At 61.8% G+C, this 14,923-nt stretch carries 15 protein-coding genes and 1 pseudogene; 2 read left to right on the forward strand and 14 right to left on the reverse strand.

Annotated elements, in window-relative coordinates:
- Positions 1-18: 18 nt before the first annotated feature.
- From FB009_RS24895 to FB009_RS24940, 10 genes are all read right to left on the reverse strand, one after another.
- On the reverse strand, positions 19-864 hold the full coding sequence (locus FB009_RS24895) for a fumarylacetoacetate hydrolase family protein (protein WP_012061879.1): 846 nt from the start codon (positions 862-864) through the stop codon (positions 19-21).
- Positions 865-886: 22 nt separating this feature from the next.
- Complete coding sequence (locus FB009_RS24900) at positions 887-1,621, reverse strand: SDR family oxidoreductase (protein WP_018012153.1); 735 nt, start codon at positions 1,619-1,621, stop codon at positions 887-889.
- Positions 1,618-2,079, reverse strand: coding sequence for a MaoC/PaaZ C-terminal domain-containing protein (locus FB009_RS24905; protein ID WP_018012154.1), 462 nt, complete (start codon positions 2,077-2,079; stop codon positions 1,618-1,620). Before FB009_RS24905 ends, FB009_RS24900 begins: the two co-directional genes overlap by 4 nt.
- Before the next feature lie 2 nt (positions 2,080-2,081).
- The gene (locus tag FB009_RS24910; RefSeq protein ID WP_101804625.1) at positions 2,082-3,164 is read right to left on the reverse strand and encodes a Gfo/Idh/MocA family protein; all 1,083 of its coding nucleotides are present in this window, start codon (positions 3,162-3,164) and stop codon (positions 2,082-2,084) included.
- Complete coding sequence (locus tag FB009_RS24915; protein WP_018012156.1) at positions 3,157-3,486, reverse strand: L-rhamnose mutarotase; 330 nt, start codon at positions 3,484-3,486, stop codon at positions 3,157-3,159. The genes FB009_RS24910 and FB009_RS24915 overlap by 8 nt, the downstream gene beginning before the upstream one ends.
- A 12-nt stretch (positions 3,487-3,498) precedes the next feature.
- Positions 3,499-4,611, reverse strand: coding sequence for a mandelate racemase/muconate lactonizing enzyme family protein (locus tag FB009_RS24920; protein ID WP_145162117.1), 1,113 nt, complete (start codon positions 4,609-4,611; stop codon positions 3,499-3,501).
- Between the two features lies 1 nt (position 4,612).
- Complete coding sequence (locus tag FB009_RS24925; RefSeq protein WP_018012158.1) at positions 4,613-5,710, reverse strand: ABC transporter ATP-binding protein; 1,098 nt, start codon at positions 5,708-5,710, stop codon at positions 4,613-4,615.
- Between the two features lie 6 nt (positions 5,711-5,716).
- Complete coding sequence (locus FB009_RS24930) at positions 5,717-6,583, reverse strand: carbohydrate ABC transporter permease (RefSeq protein ID WP_012061886.1); 867 nt, start codon at positions 6,581-6,583, stop codon at positions 5,717-5,719.
- The gene (locus FB009_RS24935) at positions 6,583-7,479 is read right to left on the reverse strand and encodes a carbohydrate ABC transporter permease (protein ID WP_026183580.1); all 897 of its coding nucleotides are present in this window, start codon (positions 7,477-7,479) and stop codon (positions 6,583-6,585) included. Before FB009_RS24935 ends, FB009_RS24930 begins: the two co-directional genes overlap by 1 nt.
- A 70-nt stretch (positions 7,480-7,549) precedes the next feature.
- Positions 7,550-8,869 carry a type 2 periplasmic-binding domain-containing protein gene (locus tag FB009_RS24940; RefSeq protein WP_028053610.1) on the reverse strand — a complete coding sequence of 440 codons (1,320 nt, stop codon included), beginning with the start codon at positions 8,867-8,869 and terminating at the stop codon, positions 7,550-7,552.
- 167 nt (positions 8,870-9,036) lie between these two features.
- On the opposite strand from FB009_RS24940, the gene FB009_RS24945 reads away from it, so the two are divergent.
- Together FB009_RS24945 and FB009_RS24950 are read left to right on the forward strand one after the other, a co-directional pair.
- Positions 9,037-9,819 carry an IclR family transcriptional regulator gene (locus FB009_RS24945; RefSeq protein ID WP_101804623.1) on the forward strand — a complete coding sequence of 261 codons (783 nt, stop codon included), beginning with the start codon at positions 9,037-9,039 and terminating at the stop codon, positions 9,817-9,819.
- Between the two features lie 66 nt (positions 9,820-9,885).
- Entirely contained in the window at positions 9,886-10,722 is an 837-nt protein-coding gene (locus FB009_RS24950; RefSeq protein WP_101804622.1) for an amidohydrolase family protein, read from the forward strand.
- Positions 10,723-10,809: 87 nt separating this feature from the next.
- On the opposite strand, the pseudogene FB009_RS24955 reads toward FB009_RS24950, so the two are convergent.
- From FB009_RS24955 to FB009_RS24975, 4 genes and pseudogenes are all read right to left on the reverse strand, one after another.
- Positions 10,810-11,073, reverse strand: a pseudogene (locus tag FB009_RS24955) (polysaccharide deacetylase family protein); the annotation flags it as partial.
- A 113-nt stretch (positions 11,074-11,186) separates the two neighbouring features.
- The gene (locus FB009_RS24965) at positions 11,187-12,188 is read right to left on the reverse strand and encodes a glycoside hydrolase family 25 protein (protein ID WP_101804621.1); all 1,002 of its coding nucleotides are present in this window, start codon (positions 12,186-12,188) and stop codon (positions 11,187-11,189) included.
- A gap of 213 nt (positions 12,189-12,401) precedes the next feature.
- Positions 12,402-13,532 carry an extracellular solute-binding protein gene (locus FB009_RS24970; RefSeq protein WP_101804620.1) on the reverse strand — a complete coding sequence of 377 codons (1,131 nt, stop codon included), beginning with the start codon at positions 13,530-13,532 and terminating at the stop codon, positions 12,402-12,404.
- Positions 13,529-14,689 carry a CaiB/BaiF CoA transferase family protein gene (locus FB009_RS24975; protein ID WP_101804619.1) on the reverse strand — a complete coding sequence of 387 codons (1,161 nt, stop codon included), beginning with the start codon at positions 14,687-14,689 and terminating at the stop codon, positions 13,529-13,531. Before FB009_RS24975 ends, FB009_RS24970 begins: the two co-directional genes overlap by 4 nt.
- Positions 14,690-14,923 lie beyond the last annotated feature (234 nt).

The following is a 14,923-nucleotide window of genomic DNA, read 5'->3' on the forward strand; positions in this document are numbered from 1 at the left end:
GAATATGATGGTGCCGAATCAGTCGTCCGCGCGTACGCGTTGTTTCTGGCTGCCGAGGCCCTCGATGCCGAGCTCTACCACGTCGCCTGCCTTCAGATAGCGCGGTGGCTTCATGCCCATGCCGACGCCCGGCGGCGTGCCGGTGGATATGACGTCACCAGGGTGCAGCGACATGAACTGGGAGAGGTAGGAGACGAGATAGGCGACGCCGTAGACCATCGTCTTCGTCGAGCCGTCCTGCATCGTCTCGCCATTGACCTTCAGCCACATTGCGAGGTTTTGCGGGTCCTCGACCTCGTCCTTGGTTACGAGCCACGGTCCGGTGGGCCCGAAGGTGTCGCAGGACTTGCCCTTCGTCCATTGACCATGACGCTCGGTCTGGAATGCGCGTTCCGAAACGTCGTGAACGGTGCAATAGCCGGCGACATAATCGAGTGCCTCTGCTTCGCTCACATATTTCGCCGTCCTGCCAATGACGATGCCGAGTTCCACTTCCCAGTCGGTCTTTTCCGAACCGCGCGGCAGGATCAGGTCGTCGTTCGGCCCGACGATAGCCGAGGTGGCCTTCATGAATATAATCGGTTCCGGCGGAACGGTCGCGCCGGTTTCGGCGGCGTGGTCGGAATAGTTGAGACCGATGCAGATGAACTTGCCGGTGCCTGCGACGCAGGGTCCGAGTCTCGGATTACCGTTGACGGCAGGCAGCGCCTCGACATCGAGCTTCGCCAGTTCGGTGAGCTTGCTCGGATCGAGGGCGCCGGCGGCGAGATCGGGCACCTGGCCGGAAAGATCGCGGATGATGCCGTCGGAACCGAGAAGACCCGGCTTTTCCTGGCCCGGTTCGCCATAACGAAGAAACTTCATGTGCTTTTTCCCTGATGAACGTTCAAATGGTCCAGCCGCCATCTATGGCATAGGCCTGACCCGAGGTGTAAGTTGCGCCGGCGAGATACACGGCGAGATCGGCGATTTCTTCGGGCGTTCCGAGACGACCCATCGGTTGGCGGGAGATGAAGGCCGCACGCGCAGTCTCGTAGTCTCCCTGCGCCCGCATGCGGCTCTCGAGCGACGGGCTTTCGACCGTTCCTGGGCAGATCGCGTTGCAGCGGATGCCGTCACCCACGTAATCGGCGGCAACGGCTTTCGTCAGCCCGATGACCGCCGCCTTCGTCACGCCATAGGCGAAGCGGTTCGGCACGCCCTTTATGCTGGAAGCCACGGAAGCCATGTTGATGATCGAACCGTCCTTGCGTGCGATCATGCCGGGCAGGACCGCTCGAATGGTACGAATCATCGACTTGACGTTGAGGTCGAAGGCGAAGTCGAGATCCTCGTCCTTCATCGTGAGTACCGAGCCAGCATGGACGAAGCCGGCGCAGTTGAAAAGCACGTCGACGGCACCGGTCTCGGTGATCAGCGCCTCGACCGCGGCGGTGTCGAGGACATCCAGCCGATGGGTGCTGATACCCGCCTCGCCTCCGAAGTTGCCGAGGGCGTCGGTGTTGATATCCGTCGCGTGAACCTTGGCACCGGCTCTGGCGAAGGCGAGTGCGGTTGCGCGCCCTATCCCCTGCGCCGCAGCTGTGACGAGGACGACCTTTCCGGCAAGGTTCGCTGTCATTGGATGGTTCCTTCAGATTTGCGTTCGACGATCAGAATGTGATCGGCGGCGAGAACGACCTCGCCGCGTTGATTGATGACCTCGCATCGCTCGACGACCCGGCCGGCCGCCGGCCGCTTCGGATCATCTTCCTTGGCGGCGATGGTGACCCGTGTGCGGATCGTATCGCCGATGTGGACGGGGCGGACGAATCGCAGACGGTCATAACCGTAGGAGAAGGCGACGGGATTGATCAAGGAGGCGGTGAGCCCGACGCCGATAGAGAAGATCATGGTACCATGAGCAATGCGCTGCCCGCCGGGCAGCGTCTTGGCGAACTCCGAATCCATATGATGCGGAAAGAAGTCGCCCGTATGCCCGGCATGGACGACAAAGTCCGTTTCCGTGATCGTACGCCCGCTCGTCAGCCGCACATGTCCCCGTTCATAATCCTCGAAATAGATCGTCTGCTCGCTCATTTTCACTTTTCCGCTGGGAGCGCCGGGATCGGCGTTGCCGGTCGGGCGCTCGACTGGTAGGCGGCCTCGACCAGGGCCATCGTTCGCCATGCGTCCTCGACCGACCCTATGAGTTCATCATCATCGCCCGACGCATGGCGCTGTATGTTGGCCATCCGGTTGGCAAAGGCATCCGGAAACCACGAACCTTCAAGCGGCACTGGGACCCATTCGCTGCAATCCGAGGGCCGAATCCACAGCTCGTCCGGCTCGCCCCGCGGATAATCGAGATTGACGCCGAGCTTGACATAGGCGGCACCCCTTGTCCCTGAGATCCGAAACTCGCAGGCCTGAAATTTCCGCCCGTAATCATGATCGTGATTGACCGAAAGCACGCAGCGCACCTTCTCGCCATAATCGAGGATCGCGGCCGTGCGGGTCTGCGCCACATCGTGGTTCGGATGGCCGATGGACTTGGCGTGAACGCCCTGCGGATCACCCAGGAGGTCGCGGACGAGGTCCAGGTAATGGATGGAATGCATCGCAATCTCGATGCGCGGCAGTCCCTTCAGGAACGGCCAAAGGCCCCAAGGCGTTGCCAGTGCCAACCAGGCGTCGAAATCGACCACCTCTCCGAGATAGCCTCTGGCGATGGCGTCCTTGAGTGCAATCATCATCGGTGCGAAGCGGAGCTGAAAGTTCACTGCCGCCTTAATCTGCCGCGCGCGGCAGATTTCAAGGATATCCGTTGCCGCTGCAAGATTGCCGCCCATCGGCTTCTGAATCAGCGCGAAGGAGCCCTCGGGCAGTTTCGAGAGAATGGGGACGTGTGCAGCCGGCGGCGTCGCAAGATCGAACACCGCGTTTTCCGCCGCCACCGCTTCCTCTTCGGTCGCAAATGCCCGGATGTCCCACTGCCGGGCAAGCGCCGCCGCCTTTTCCCCGTCCGGGTCGAATATGCCGGCCACCGGGAAGCCAGCCTTCCTGTAGGCCGGAAGATGCGCGTCGCCGACGATGCTGCCTGCACCGAAGATCACGATGGGACGCGGGTTCGCCGGCTTCGGCCACCATTGCCGGAGAGAGGAGGGAATGAAGGCTTCAGTCATGATGGAAGACTTCCTCCATCATCGCCCACCACTCGCCCTCCTTGCGGGTAGCAAGCGGTTTCTGGCAGGGCATGCACACCGACCACCATTCCTTATTTTTCGGATGCGCCGCCATCTTTGCCATGTCGGCATCGAAGTCCTGACCGACATACTCCCAATAGCCGAAGAGAAGGTTTTCCGGCTCCTTGAGGAAGATCGAGTAGTTGGTGATGTTGCATTCGCTGATCAGCGCGAGGATATCCGGCCAGACGGCCGCATGCAGCCTCTTGTATTCCGCCAGTTTCGCCGGCTCGAGCCCGATCACCATTCCCATTCTCTGCATGACCGTTCCCTTCTACCGGCGAAACTCGCGGTTGAACTCGGCGACCGAGCGCGCCTTGACCGCTTCCCAATCCCACACAATTCCGATGCCCGGATCGGAAGGCGCGACCGCCCTGCCCTCGCGGATCTCCATTCCCTTCTGTGTCAAATCGTCGAGCTGCGGAATATATTCGACATACTTTCCGTTGGGCACGGCGCAGACGAGGCTCACATGCAGTTCCATCAGGAAATGCGGGCAGACGGGAATGTCGAAGGCCTCCGCCGCATGGGCCACTTTCAGCCAGGGCGTGATGCCGCCGATCCGCGCCACATCCACCTGCACGATCGAGCAGGCCCCCTTCTGCATGTATTCGCGGAAATGGCGGATCGAATAGATGGATTCACCAACGGCGATCGGCGTCGATGTCGACCGCGTCAGGCGGATATGACCATCGAGATCATCGGCCGGCAGCGGCTCCTCGATCCAGGCGAGATCGAGCTCCCGCAGCCGCGCGGCACGGCGGATCGCCTCGTCGACGGTGAAGCCCTGATTGCAATCGGTCATGATCTCGAAACCGTCGCCAAGTGCCGCGCGCATGGCGGCGAGCCGGTCGTAGTCCTCTGCCCCGCTCGGCTTGCCGATCTTGACCTTCGATCCTGAGAAGCCCTTGGCCTTCGCCTGCAATGCATCCTCGACGAGAGCCTGTTTTTCGATGTGCAGCCAGCCGCCTTCGGTGGTGTAAAGCGGGCAGCTCTCCTTCGCGCCGCCGGCAAGTTTCCAGAGCGGCAGTTTCTGCTTTCTCGCCCGCAAATCCCAAAGGGCCGTGTCGACGGCGGCAAGCGCCAGCGCCGTAATGGCGCCGATGGTCGTCGCATGCGTCGCAAACTCCATCTTGTGCCAAAGCGCCTCGATGCAATCCGCATCCTCCCCGATCAGCATCGGTACGAGATGATCGGATAGGAGCCGCATGACGGACGACCCGCTGGTGCCGATCGTATAGCTGTAGCCGGTGCCCGCCGCGCCGTCGGAGTCCGTGATCGTGACGATCGGCGTTTCCTGGCTTACGAAGCTCTGGATCGCATCGGTGCGTTTGACCTTCGGCGGAAGATCCACCATCCGCAGTTCTATTCTCTCAATCCTCGCCATGTCAGCCTGCCAAAGCCTTTCCCGTTTCGCCGTCGAAGATATGCGCCCGGGAGAGATCGAGGCTCATGCGCATCTTCTCCCCCGAGCGCAACGGCCGCGGGTTCAGCATGCGCGAGACCCAATCCCGCCCGTTGAATTGCGTGAAGACGAGCGTTTCGTTCCCCAAGGGTTCGGTGATCGTGACCGGAAGCTCGAGCTCGTGGACCGCATCCGCATCGCCCGCATGGAGGCCATGCCCGGAAGGATAGATGTCGTCGGGCCGAAGGCCGAAGGTCACTTTCTGTCCTTCGCGCAGCGAAGAACGGAAGCGCGGTGGAACCGGCAGGCTCGCTCCAGTCGTAAAGGCGAGCTTTCCGTCCGTCAGCACCGCCTCCTCCATGTTCATCGGAGGCGAACCGATGAAGCCGGCGACAAACTTGGTGGCCGGGCGGCGGAAGACATCCTCCGGCGTGCCCACCTGTTCGATATGGCCGTCGCGCATGATGACGATCCGATCGGAAAGCGTCATCGCCTCGACCTGATCATGGGTGACATAGATCATCGTCGCCTGCATGCGGGCGTGCAGCTTCTTTATCTCCGTGCGGACCTGGGTCCTGAGCTTGGCATCGAGATTCGACAGCGGTTCGTCGAAGAGGAAGACGTCCGGCTGGCGCACGATCGCCCGCCCCATCGCTACGCGCTGACGCTGGCCGCCCGACAGTTGCGAAGGCCGGCGTTCGAGGAGGTGACCGAGATCGAGTATGGCTGCCGCTTCGTCGACACGGGTCTTGATCTCGTCGGCGGAACGCCCGGCGATCTTCAGAGAAAACCCCATGTTCTCGGCGACGGTCATATGCGGGTAGAGCGCATAGGATTGGAAGACCATCGAGATGTTGCGTGCCCGTGGAGGCAGATCGTTGACCTTGCGCCCGCCGATCTCAATCGCGCCGCCGCTGACCTCCTCGAGCCCCGCGATCATGCGCAGCGTCGTCGACTTGCCGCAGCCCGAGGGTCCGACCAGCGCGATGAACTCGCGGTCCTTCACCTCGAGATCGATGCCGTGCACGACCTCCAGCGCGCCGTAGCGCTTGACGAGTTTCCTGAGGGTAACGGGCGCCATGGACGATTATCCTTTCACCGCGCCGAAGGTCAGGCCCGAGACGAGGTGCTTCTGAATGATGAAAGTGAGGGTCAACGCGGGAACGATCATCACAACGGCAAGCGCGCACATGCCGCGCCAGTCGATGGTGAATTCGGCAGTATAGTCGAGGAGCCCCACCGGCAGGGTCTTGGAGTTGACGGAGCGTGTGATCTGCGAAGCGAGGGCATATTCGTTCCAAGACGTCAGGAAGGCGAAGATGCCGGCTGAAGCAATGCCGGGGCCGGCCAGCGGAAACTCCACCTGCCAGAAGGCCTGCCAGGGAGTGCAGCCGTCGATCTGTGCGGCCTCTGCGAGATCCTTCGGCACCTGACGGAAAAAGCCGTCGATCAGCCAGATCGTGAAGGGAACGTTGAGCGCGACATAGGTGAGGATCAGCGAGAAATGCGTGTCGATAATGCCGGTGCGGGCATAGAGCATGAAGAGCGGCAGGGACAGCGCAATGCCCGGCACTGCGCGCGTCAGCATGAAGCCGAGGAAGATCGCCGATTTCGCCTTGAAACGGTACCGTGCGAAAGCATAGCCGCCGGAAAGGCCGATCGCGAGTGCGATGACGGTGGAGGTGACCGAGACGATGAGCGAATTGCGGAAATAATCCCAGACCGGGACGCCTCCCTGGCCGGCACCCGAAAACATTGCCCGGTAGGCGTCGAGAGAGAGCGTCTCGGGAATCCAGACCGGCGGCTTCGCCATGATCTCTACAGTCGGCCGCAACGATGAAAGCACGATCCAGAGGCCTGGCAGGCAAATCACGGCCATCGCGAGGAAAAGTCCCACGAAGTGCGCCGCTTTCAGGAGTCGCCGGCGCAGGCGATGGGATGCGTTCGTATCCATTACCACTCGGCTCCGATCTGCTGGCGCGCCGCGGCGAGCTTGCGGAAGAAATACACGGTGAAGACGATCGAGAGCAGGATGGCCACATAGGCCATGGCGTTGGCCAATCCCATGCGGGCGTCGCCATAGGCGGTACGGCCGACGAGGGTCCAGAGCAGCTCTGTGCGCTTGGCCGGACCGCCATCCGTCATGATCTTGACGATGTCGTAGGCGCGCGCGACATCGAGCGAACGGATCGTCATCGCGATGAAGGCGAAGGGCATCAGATAGGGCCAGGTGACGTAGCGGAAGGTTTGCCAGGGCGTGCAGCCATCGACATGCGCCGCTTCGACCGGATCCTTCGGCATGGCGAGCAGGCCGGCGAGGATGAGGATCGCGAAGACGGCCGTCGACGACCAGACCTCGGCAACGATGATAGAGAAGAGCGCGAGATTGCCGTCGATCAGCCAGGGGATAGCGCGGTCGGTCAGGCCCAGCGACTGCAGCGCATTGTTGACGAAGCCGATATTGTCGTTGAACAGAAATTTGAACTGGAAGCCCACGAGTACCGGCGAAAACATCATCGGAAACATCATCGCCGTTCGCAGAATACGCTGGCCGCGCGTCGCCTTGTTGACGAGCAGCGCCAAACCGAGGCCAAGAAGCATTTCGGCGTTGAGAGCGATCGTAAGCAGGAGCACCGTCCGGCCGAATGCGACCCAGAACTCGGCATTGGTGAGCACGTTCACGTAGTTCCTGAAGCCGATGAATACCCAAAGCGTGTCGGGCTTTGTCAGCCGGAACGGCGTAAAGCTGGAGTAGAGCGAAAACATCAGCGGCAGCACGATGAAGACTGCCAGAACGATGAAGGCCGGAAGCAGCAGAAGCGTAGGTGCTGACAATTTCGAGAGCTTCATCGGAGATCCACTAACAAGGTGAAGATGCAGAACGGCGCCGGCTCGGCCGGCGCCGTCCTCGCAATTTGCGCTAGAGCTTGCCGGCGTCTTCGAGGATGCCGGTCGCCTTTTCGGCGGCAGCATCGAGCGCTTCCTTCGACGTCTTGTCGCCGAGGATGGCCGCCTGAAGCTCCGGATAGACGGCATTGGATATCTCGATCCACTCGGCCGTCTGCGGAACCGGGAAGGCGTGCTTTGCTGCCTCCTGGAAGGCCTGCAGCACCTCGGTCTTGTAGGCGTCGCCCTCGGCGGCCTTGATGTTGTGATCCCATACGGCGCTGCGGGTCGGAAGAGGGCCGGCTGCGGATTCGAGCATCTGGCTGTCTTCGTTGGTCAGCCACCAGACGAGCGAGGCGGCTGCCTCCTTGCTCCCGCAGGACTCCGTTACCGAAAAGCCGTGATGCCCGGACCAGCCGGTGCGCTTGCCGGACGACCCGGCCGGCTGAACCTTCACCCCGACATTGCCGGCAACCTTCGAGGATTTCGGATCGTTGAAAAAGGACGCCCAGCCAGGCCAGTCGAGATTGACCGCGATCGAGCCCGAAGCGAAGCCCTGGCCGAGATCGTCCCAGAGATAGTTGGTGGTGCCCGGCGGAACCGCTTTGCTTTTGTAGAGCTTGACGAACCAATCGAGGGCGCGCACGCCCGCTTCCGAATTGAATGCCGGTCGACCGTCCTTGTCGAGATATTCTCCACCCTCGGCGACCAGCATCTCGTAGAAGCGGCCGTTGATCGCTTCCTCCTTGCCGGCGAACTGCGTGCCGTAGAAGTTCGGCGGCGCGGCGAAGAATTCCGCCTGATCGCTCACCTGAGCCCAGGTGTCGGGCGGCGCGAGATCATAGCCGTACTTGGCCTTGAACTCGGCCTTCTTCGCCTCGTCCTGATAAAGGCTCTTCTGGTAATAGAGTGCCGAGACGTCGAATTGCGCCCGCGGCAGCATGACAAGCTTGCCTTCGAGCGTCGAGGCATCGATCACGGCCGGCACGAACCTGGCGACCTCCTCGGACGGGATCAGGCCGAAAAGATCGGCGTAAATATCCGGATATTGCGGTGCGAAAGAGGAATGATTCGAACCGACGCACCAGGTGATGCCGCCGGTGGCGATGTCCGATTTGATCTCCTTGTCGAGTTCGAAGTGGTTCTTCTTCGACAGGATGTTGACCTTGGCGCCGGTCGCCTTCTCCCATTCGCCGATGCGCTCGTAGAGCTTTTCATATTGCTGGCCGCCAATCAGCTTGGCGTCGATGGTAACACCCTCGAACTTGCCCGGCAGGTCAGCGGCACTTGCCGCCCCCATAGCGCAGACAAGCATGATTACACCGGCCGATACGCCGGAAAGCAGCCTGTTCATTGCATCTCCTCCGCTGAACGCACCCTTCTCCTGGGGCACGAGTCCTCATCCGTGAGAAACTAATTTATATACAAACAACAAATTTATCCTCGGTCAAGGGCGGTTCCCTTTCGTATCCCGTTTTTTATGCGTATATGGTTCTTTATATTCATTGGAGATGACGCGGAATGGACAGTGAAGAGTCCGACAAGTATCGCGCGCCGGCGCTGGATAAGGGGCTCGACATTCTGGAGTTGCTCGCCAGCGTGGACGGCGGCCTCACCCAGGCGGAAATCTCAAAGAGGCTGAACCGCAGTCCGAACGAGTTCTACCGCATGCTCGACAGGCTCGTGCGCCGAGGCTATGTGACGCGGATCGATGGCGACCTTTATTCTCTGACGCTGAAGCTCTTCGGCCTGGCGCAGCTGCATGCACCGGTGCGCAGGCTCGTTTCCTTCGCCACGCCGCTGATGCGCGAACTGGCGCAGCGCTCAAAGCAGGCCAACCAGCTTGCGGTCTTCGACCGCGGTTCGGCGGTCGTGATCGCCCAGCAGGAAGCCCCTGACTATTGGGGCATTTCGATCCGCGTCGGCTCGCATATCAGCCTGTTCGACACCGGATCGGGCCACGTTCTGCTTGCATTCCGGTCGCCGGAAGAACGGGAGATGATGATCTCCGAACATGTTCGCAGCAGAGACGAGATCAATCTCACGCCGGAATTCTACGTCCGTCTCGACCAGATCCGCGAGCGCGGCTATGAGATGATGGCAAGCGCGCAGACCGCAGGCGTCTACAACCTGTCTGCTCCGATCCTCAGCTCGGACGGGCGCAGCCTCGCGGCGCTCACCTGCCCCTATATTTCCCTGGTGAACAATCCTTCGGCGCCCGACATTACCGAGACAATATCGCTCTTGCTCAAGACCGCGTCGCAGCTTTCGGCGCTGGCGGGTGCTGATGTTGCACAAGGCTGAAGCGTATTCTCATCTGAATGAACCGTTCCTATGTGGACTCTGATCGCCTGAAGAGGAGGAGCAGCCTTGATCATCGACACGCACCTGCATCTGATCGACAAATCCGCGTTGAGCTATCCCTGGCTTGGCGGCGTCCCCGCACTCGATCGCGATTTTCTCTATTCGGCCTATGCGGCAGAAGCAAAGCGTGTCGGCATTGCCGCTTCGCTGCACATGGAAGTCGACGTCGAGGCGGGTCAGATCGAACGCGAAACGAGCGAGATTGCGCGTCTGTCGCGTGAGCCGGGAAGCCTTCTGAGGGGCGCGATCGCCGCCTGCCGGCCAGAAGACGACGGCTTTGCCGCCTATCTCGAGCGGCAGGAAGCGAACGCCTTCGTCCGGGGATTCAGGCGGGTGCTTCACGTCGTTGCCGACGATCTTTCGGAACAGCCTCTTTTTCGCGAAAACATCAGGCGCCTTTCAGGGACGCGCTTCACCTTCGATCTGTGCGTGCTGCCGCACCAGATCCCGAAAGCGATGGCTCTTGCCGACCTCGCGCCGGACGTCCGGTTCGTTCTCGATCATTGCGGCGTACCGGACATCAAGGGCCGGGCGGAGCACCCCTGGCGCGAGCATATGACCGAAATCGCCCAACGGCCGAATGTGACCGCGAAGATTTCCGGGGTGATCGCCTATGCCGAGGAAGATTGGACGCTTGCCTCGATCCGCCCCTATGTCGAGCACACGATCGCCGCTTTCGGCTGGGACCGTATTGTCTGGGGCAGTGACTGGCCGGTCTGCACGCTTGGCGGCAACCTGTCGACCTGGGTCGCGGCGACCCATGCCCTCATCGAAGGTTGCAGCCTCGATGAGCGGACGAAGCTGCTTTCGGGCAATGCACGCCGGATATGGAATCTAGCCTGACGGCATTACAGCTCTGGCGGGTGCATTCATCCCCCGCATCTCTGTGCATGTCAAAGGAGGGAGAGCAAACCGTGCCGGGTGCCGCCGTCATGATGTGCCGCGGTGGCGTTCCAGCGCCTCGAAATGATTGGTGATCTCCTCGCCGGTCGCGATCCACACGTCGCCCTTTTCCTGGACGTGGCGAAGGAAATCACGAAGGAGATGCCAGCGCATCGGACGGCCTGACACCTGCGGGTGCAGCACGAGCGTCGTGACGCCGCTCCAGGCATGGGTGGACTCGAATTCATCGATCCAAAGCGACAGGACTGCGTCGCGGGCGAAGAGCGGCCGTGGGCTCGCGCGGCTGGACAGGCACCCGGTAAATGCGCCTGCATTTCCTCGATCAGTATCGCGAGCGCCGGCAGGGCCGGATCATCTGGCTGCAGCAGGCGGATTGGTAGCATCACAGATTCCGTTTTATCGGCTCAACTCGAGCGCGCCGCCACCCAATTGTGCCAATCCTCCTCGCTGCCGTTGAAGACGTTGAGATCGATCCGCCCCTCGACGCCGTGGGACAGACCCGAACCCGAATATTGCCAGAACACCCATTTGCGTCCGGGATAAACCTTGGACGGATGGGCCGCGACCGAGCGCAGCCAGAAGGGATGATTGGGAAACGCGCCCTGCAGATTGTCGCGGTAGAAGTCAGGCGCGGTGTAGATGATCGGGCGCTGGCCGTAATGCCGCTCCAGCTTGTCCATGAAGACCTGCATCTTTTCGAGCACCCGCTCGCGCGAGGGGCGCCGTTTGCAGCTCGACTCACCGTTCCATTCGACATCGATCACGTGGGGAAGCGCGGTCGGATCCCGCGGCACGTTGCGAATGAACCAGTCAGCCTGCTCGCCGGCCGTGCGGCACCAGTAGAAGAAGTGATAGGCGCCGCGTTTCAGTCCGGCTTCGTTCGCCCGGCGCCAGTTCTTCTTGAACATGGGATCGAGATGATCGCCGCCATCGGTCGCCTTGATATAGGCGAAGTTGGCGCCCTGGCTGCGCAGCTTCGCCCAGTTTATGTCTCCCTGCCAACGCGAAACGTCGACGCCATGAACGGCCATTTTGCGCGGTGATCTCTTGCCGAAGTTGATCGGATGGGCATCACGGAAGCTGTGGCTGTAAACGCGTGTGCGGCCGCCCTGAGGCCCCGCGGAATTTTCCGGAGCGAGCATCGCAAGCGGACGCTCGGCCGGCACGGGCATGCCGACGGTCCTCTGCGCGGACGTAAAAGCCTGGGGCTCCGGCACCGGCCCCGCCCAGGCGAGCGCCTCCGGCGCGCTTTTCGCGGCAACGGCGCTGACTTCCGCTGACGGAACCGGACTTGCCGGACGCACGGAGCTCGTCGTCTCCCGAGAGGGACGATCACCCCCGAAGCCGCAGCCCGACAGAACCAGACCAAATATGACGATCGCTGAAACAACTGAAAAATGACGCATGAGGACCCGCACGCAATACGAAAAGTCGACGGCGCATGTGCCGCCAGGACCCACTGACGAGACTTGCTAACGGGAAATTACCAAGAAAGATTGAATCCATCCTTTACGAGGGCCGCGGGGGCAGTTGAGCAAGACGGCGCGGTATATCCCTTCTCCCCGTCAAAACGGGGAGAAGGGGCGGCAGCCGGATGATGGCCCGGCGAGCAGCTTGCTTCACCGAAAACTCTTGCGAAACAGCCTATTGAGTTCTTCGGCCACGAGGCTCGGCCGATCGCCGCGCCTGAGCCCTTCGTTTAGGCGATCCGAACCCGCCTGCTGGAACGCCATATAGCCGTCATGGCGCGGCCGGAGCCAGGCAGCCTCAAGGGTCGCCCGCGTGGCGCGGTAGAAATCATGGGTCGCCGCATTGACCGTCTCGTCCTGCCAGGCGGCGCCATGGCCGGGCTGGCCGCCGCAGGCGGCGTAGATACCCCGCTGCACGTCGCCGCTCGCCACCCAATAGGCAAAATCGATCGCCTGCTCCGGCGCCTTCGAGAAGGCGGAGACCGCAATGCCCGTCCCGCCGAGAGCCGAGCCGACCGGTCCTGCCGCGCCTATCTCAGGAATATCGCCGAAGCGGATGAGCGCCGGTCGAAAGCCCGCCATCGAGTAGCTAACATAGCCGTAGATGAGCGGCGCGCAGGCAAACGCGGCCCCCTCTTCCGCCATCGCCTCGAAGGCTGCGATCGGATCCATGTCGAAGCAGACCGGGTCGACCAGGGCTGCGATCTCCTTCAGCAGCTCGATTGCAGTGGCACCTGTCTCGGCATCGACGAGATCACCCTGCCCGTTGCTGCGGCAGGGCCGCCCCAGATTGCCGCAGAGGGTGAAGAAGCTCATCAGCGAATGCGGCGGGCGAAGCGGCAGAACGACGCCGCCTGAACGCGCCAGGTCCAGAACCTCCCGCCAGGTCCGCAGGCTCCCGGTCCGATCCGGCCGCCAGGCCTGCACCTGGGTCGCGGCATCGATCGGAAAGGCCCATTGGCGGGCGTTCCATTCGTAGCTGCGATAGGAGGGGCCGACACTTGCCGCCGAGAGAGCCTGCCGATCGGCCTCACGCCCGGGCACGTCCAGCGGAAGCAGGCAGTTTTCGCTGGTGATCTGGCCGACATGCGGATGATCGATGATGATCAGGTCGTAATCCCTTGCAAGGACTTCCACCGGAAAGGTCTCGAAGTCCTGCAGTGACCGCTTCTCCCATTGGATCTCGACGCCCGACTTCTCCTGCCAAGCCCGCGAGCAGGCCACCATCGGGTCGTAGCCGCGCGGATGGTTCCAGGTCATTCCCTTGAGGACGTGGTTCACAGGCCGAACTCCTCTCTGATGGATGCGCCGTGCTCGCCGATCCGTGGCGCCGCGCGCTCGACGCTCGGCCGGCGGCCATTGATCCGCAGCGGCGAACGCGTGGTCATAATCGACACGTCGTCTTCGCGCATCACCGTCTGCAGCATGTCGAGGACCTGAAAACCCTCGCTTTCCAGGAGTTCGTTCCAATCGAGCACGCGCGCGCACCATATGTCGGCCGGCTCCAGCACCGCGAGCCATTCGTCGACGGTGCGTTCCGCGATTCGTGCGGCAATCAGCGCCTTGATGGGGTCGCGCTCGGTGAACCACGCAGAGGGATCGTCGCGATAGGGCGCGAGCGCGTCGATCTGCAACAGGTCTGCCAGCTTTGGAATCGGCGTCATCGCGATCGCGAGAAAGCCGTCGCTTGCCGCGTAAACCCCGTAGGGCGCGGAAAGATAAGCATGCGCGCTTCGGAACGCCGACCGCTTCGGCAGCCGGCGGCCGTCGTTGAGATGAGTCGTCAGGACCTCGAACTGGAAATCGACGAGCGCCTCGAGGAGGCTCGTTTCCACCAGGCTTCCTTTACCCGAAATGCCCCGCCGCACCAATGCCGCGAGAACCCCTTGAGCAGCGGCCGCGCCGGCCAGCATATCGCCGATGGCGAGACCGAAGGGAACGGGCCCCTGCCCTTCGTCGCCATTCAGCCACATGACGCCCGAGCGCGCCTGCGCCAGCAGGTCCTGGCCGGGACGCTTTACCCAGGGGCCTTCTTCGCCATAGCCGCTGATCGAGGCATAGACGATGCACGGATTGATCGCCCTGACCGCTTCGTAATCCAGGCCCAGCCTTTCGATGACGCCCGGCCGGAAATTCTGGATCATCACGTCCGCCTTGGCGAGAAGCCGCTTCAGCGCCGCCAGGTCGTCTTCGTTCTTGAGATCGATCGCAAAGCTTTCCTTGGCACGATTGATGGCGTGGAAGATGGTAGAATCGCCGCCGATCTCCGTGTCGCTCAGGTAAAGCCGCCGGGAAAGATCGCCGCCGTCCGGCCGCTCGATTTTGATGACGCGCGCGCCGAGATCCATCAGCCGAAGCGAACAGTAAGGGCCGGAAAGAAACTGGCTCATGTCGACCACGACGAGGCCGGCAAGCGGCAATTCGGACTCTGTTGTCATGCGTAGCTACTCTTTCCCTGCGGCAATCTCGAACAAGATGTCATTCTTATTTGAATATCTAATTCACATATAGATTATTTTGACAAGCCGCGAGTGGAGTAAAAGAGCCTCTTCAGCCCAAGGACTTGGTCCGGCTGGCATCCTGTGTGTCGAAACTGTGCTTATATGGGTGCGGGCGGAAGGCCGTCGGAATCCTGGTCTTTAAAGACCGTGTGCTGGCTCTGGTCCTCCGCC

This window comes from Sinorhizobium medicae (assembly GCF_007827695.1).
GTDB classification, from domain to species: Bacteria; Pseudomonadota; Alphaproteobacteria; order Rhizobiales; family Rhizobiaceae; genus Sinorhizobium; species Sinorhizobium medicae.

Excerpts from the sequence above, each read along its gene's own strand:
- FB009_RS24920 (WP_145162117.1), bottom strand. The coding sequence starts at position 4,611 with ATGGCGAGGATTGAGAGAATAGAACTGCGGATGGTGGATCTTCCGCCG.
- FB009_RS24905 (WP_018012154.1), bottom strand. The coding sequence starts at position 2,079 with ATGAGCGAGCAGACGATCTATTTCGAGGATTATGAACGGGGACATGTG.
- FB009_RS24940 (WP_028053610.1), bottom strand. The coding sequence starts at position 8,869 with ATGAACAGGCTGCTTTCCGGCGTATCGGCCGGTGTAATCATGCTTGTC.
- FB009_RS24965 (WP_101804621.1), bottom strand. The coding sequence starts at position 12,188 with ATGCGTCATTTTTCAGTTGTTTCAGCGATCGTCATATTTGGTCTGGTT.
- FB009_RS24895 (WP_012061879.1), bottom strand. The coding sequence starts at position 864 with ATGAAGTTTCTTCGTTATGGCGAACCGGGCCAGGAAAAGCCGGGTCTT.
- FB009_RS24935 (WP_026183580.1), bottom strand. The coding sequence starts at position 7,479 with ATGAAGCTCTCGAAATTGTCAGCACCTACGCTTCTGCTGCTTCCGGCC.
- FB009_RS24945 (WP_101804623.1), top strand. The coding sequence starts at position 9,037 with ATGGACAGTGAAGAGTCCGACAAGTATCGCGCGCCGGCGCTGGATAAG.
- FB009_RS24910 (WP_101804625.1), bottom strand. The coding sequence starts at position 3,164 with ATGACTGAAGCCTTCATTCCCTCCTCTCTCCGGCAATGGTGGCCGAAG.
- FB009_RS24900 (WP_018012153.1), bottom strand. The coding sequence starts at position 1,621 with ATGACAGCGAACCTTGCCGGAAAGGTCGTCCTCGTCACAGCTGCGGCG.
- FB009_RS24915 (WP_018012156.1), bottom strand. The coding sequence starts at position 3,486 with ATGCAGAGAATGGGAATGGTGATCGGGCTCGAGCCGGCGAAACTGGCG.
- FB009_RS24925 (WP_018012158.1), bottom strand. The coding sequence starts at position 5,710 with ATGGCGCCCGTTACCCTCAGGAAACTCGTCAAGCGCTACGGCGCGCTG.
- FB009_RS24975 (WP_101804619.1), bottom strand. The coding sequence starts at position 14,689 with ATGACAACAGAGTCCGAATTGCCGCTTGCCGGCCTCGTCGTGGTCGAC.
- FB009_RS24930 (WP_012061886.1), bottom strand. The coding sequence starts at position 6,583 with ATGGATACGAACGCATCCCATCGCCTGCGCCGGCGACTCCTGAAAGCG.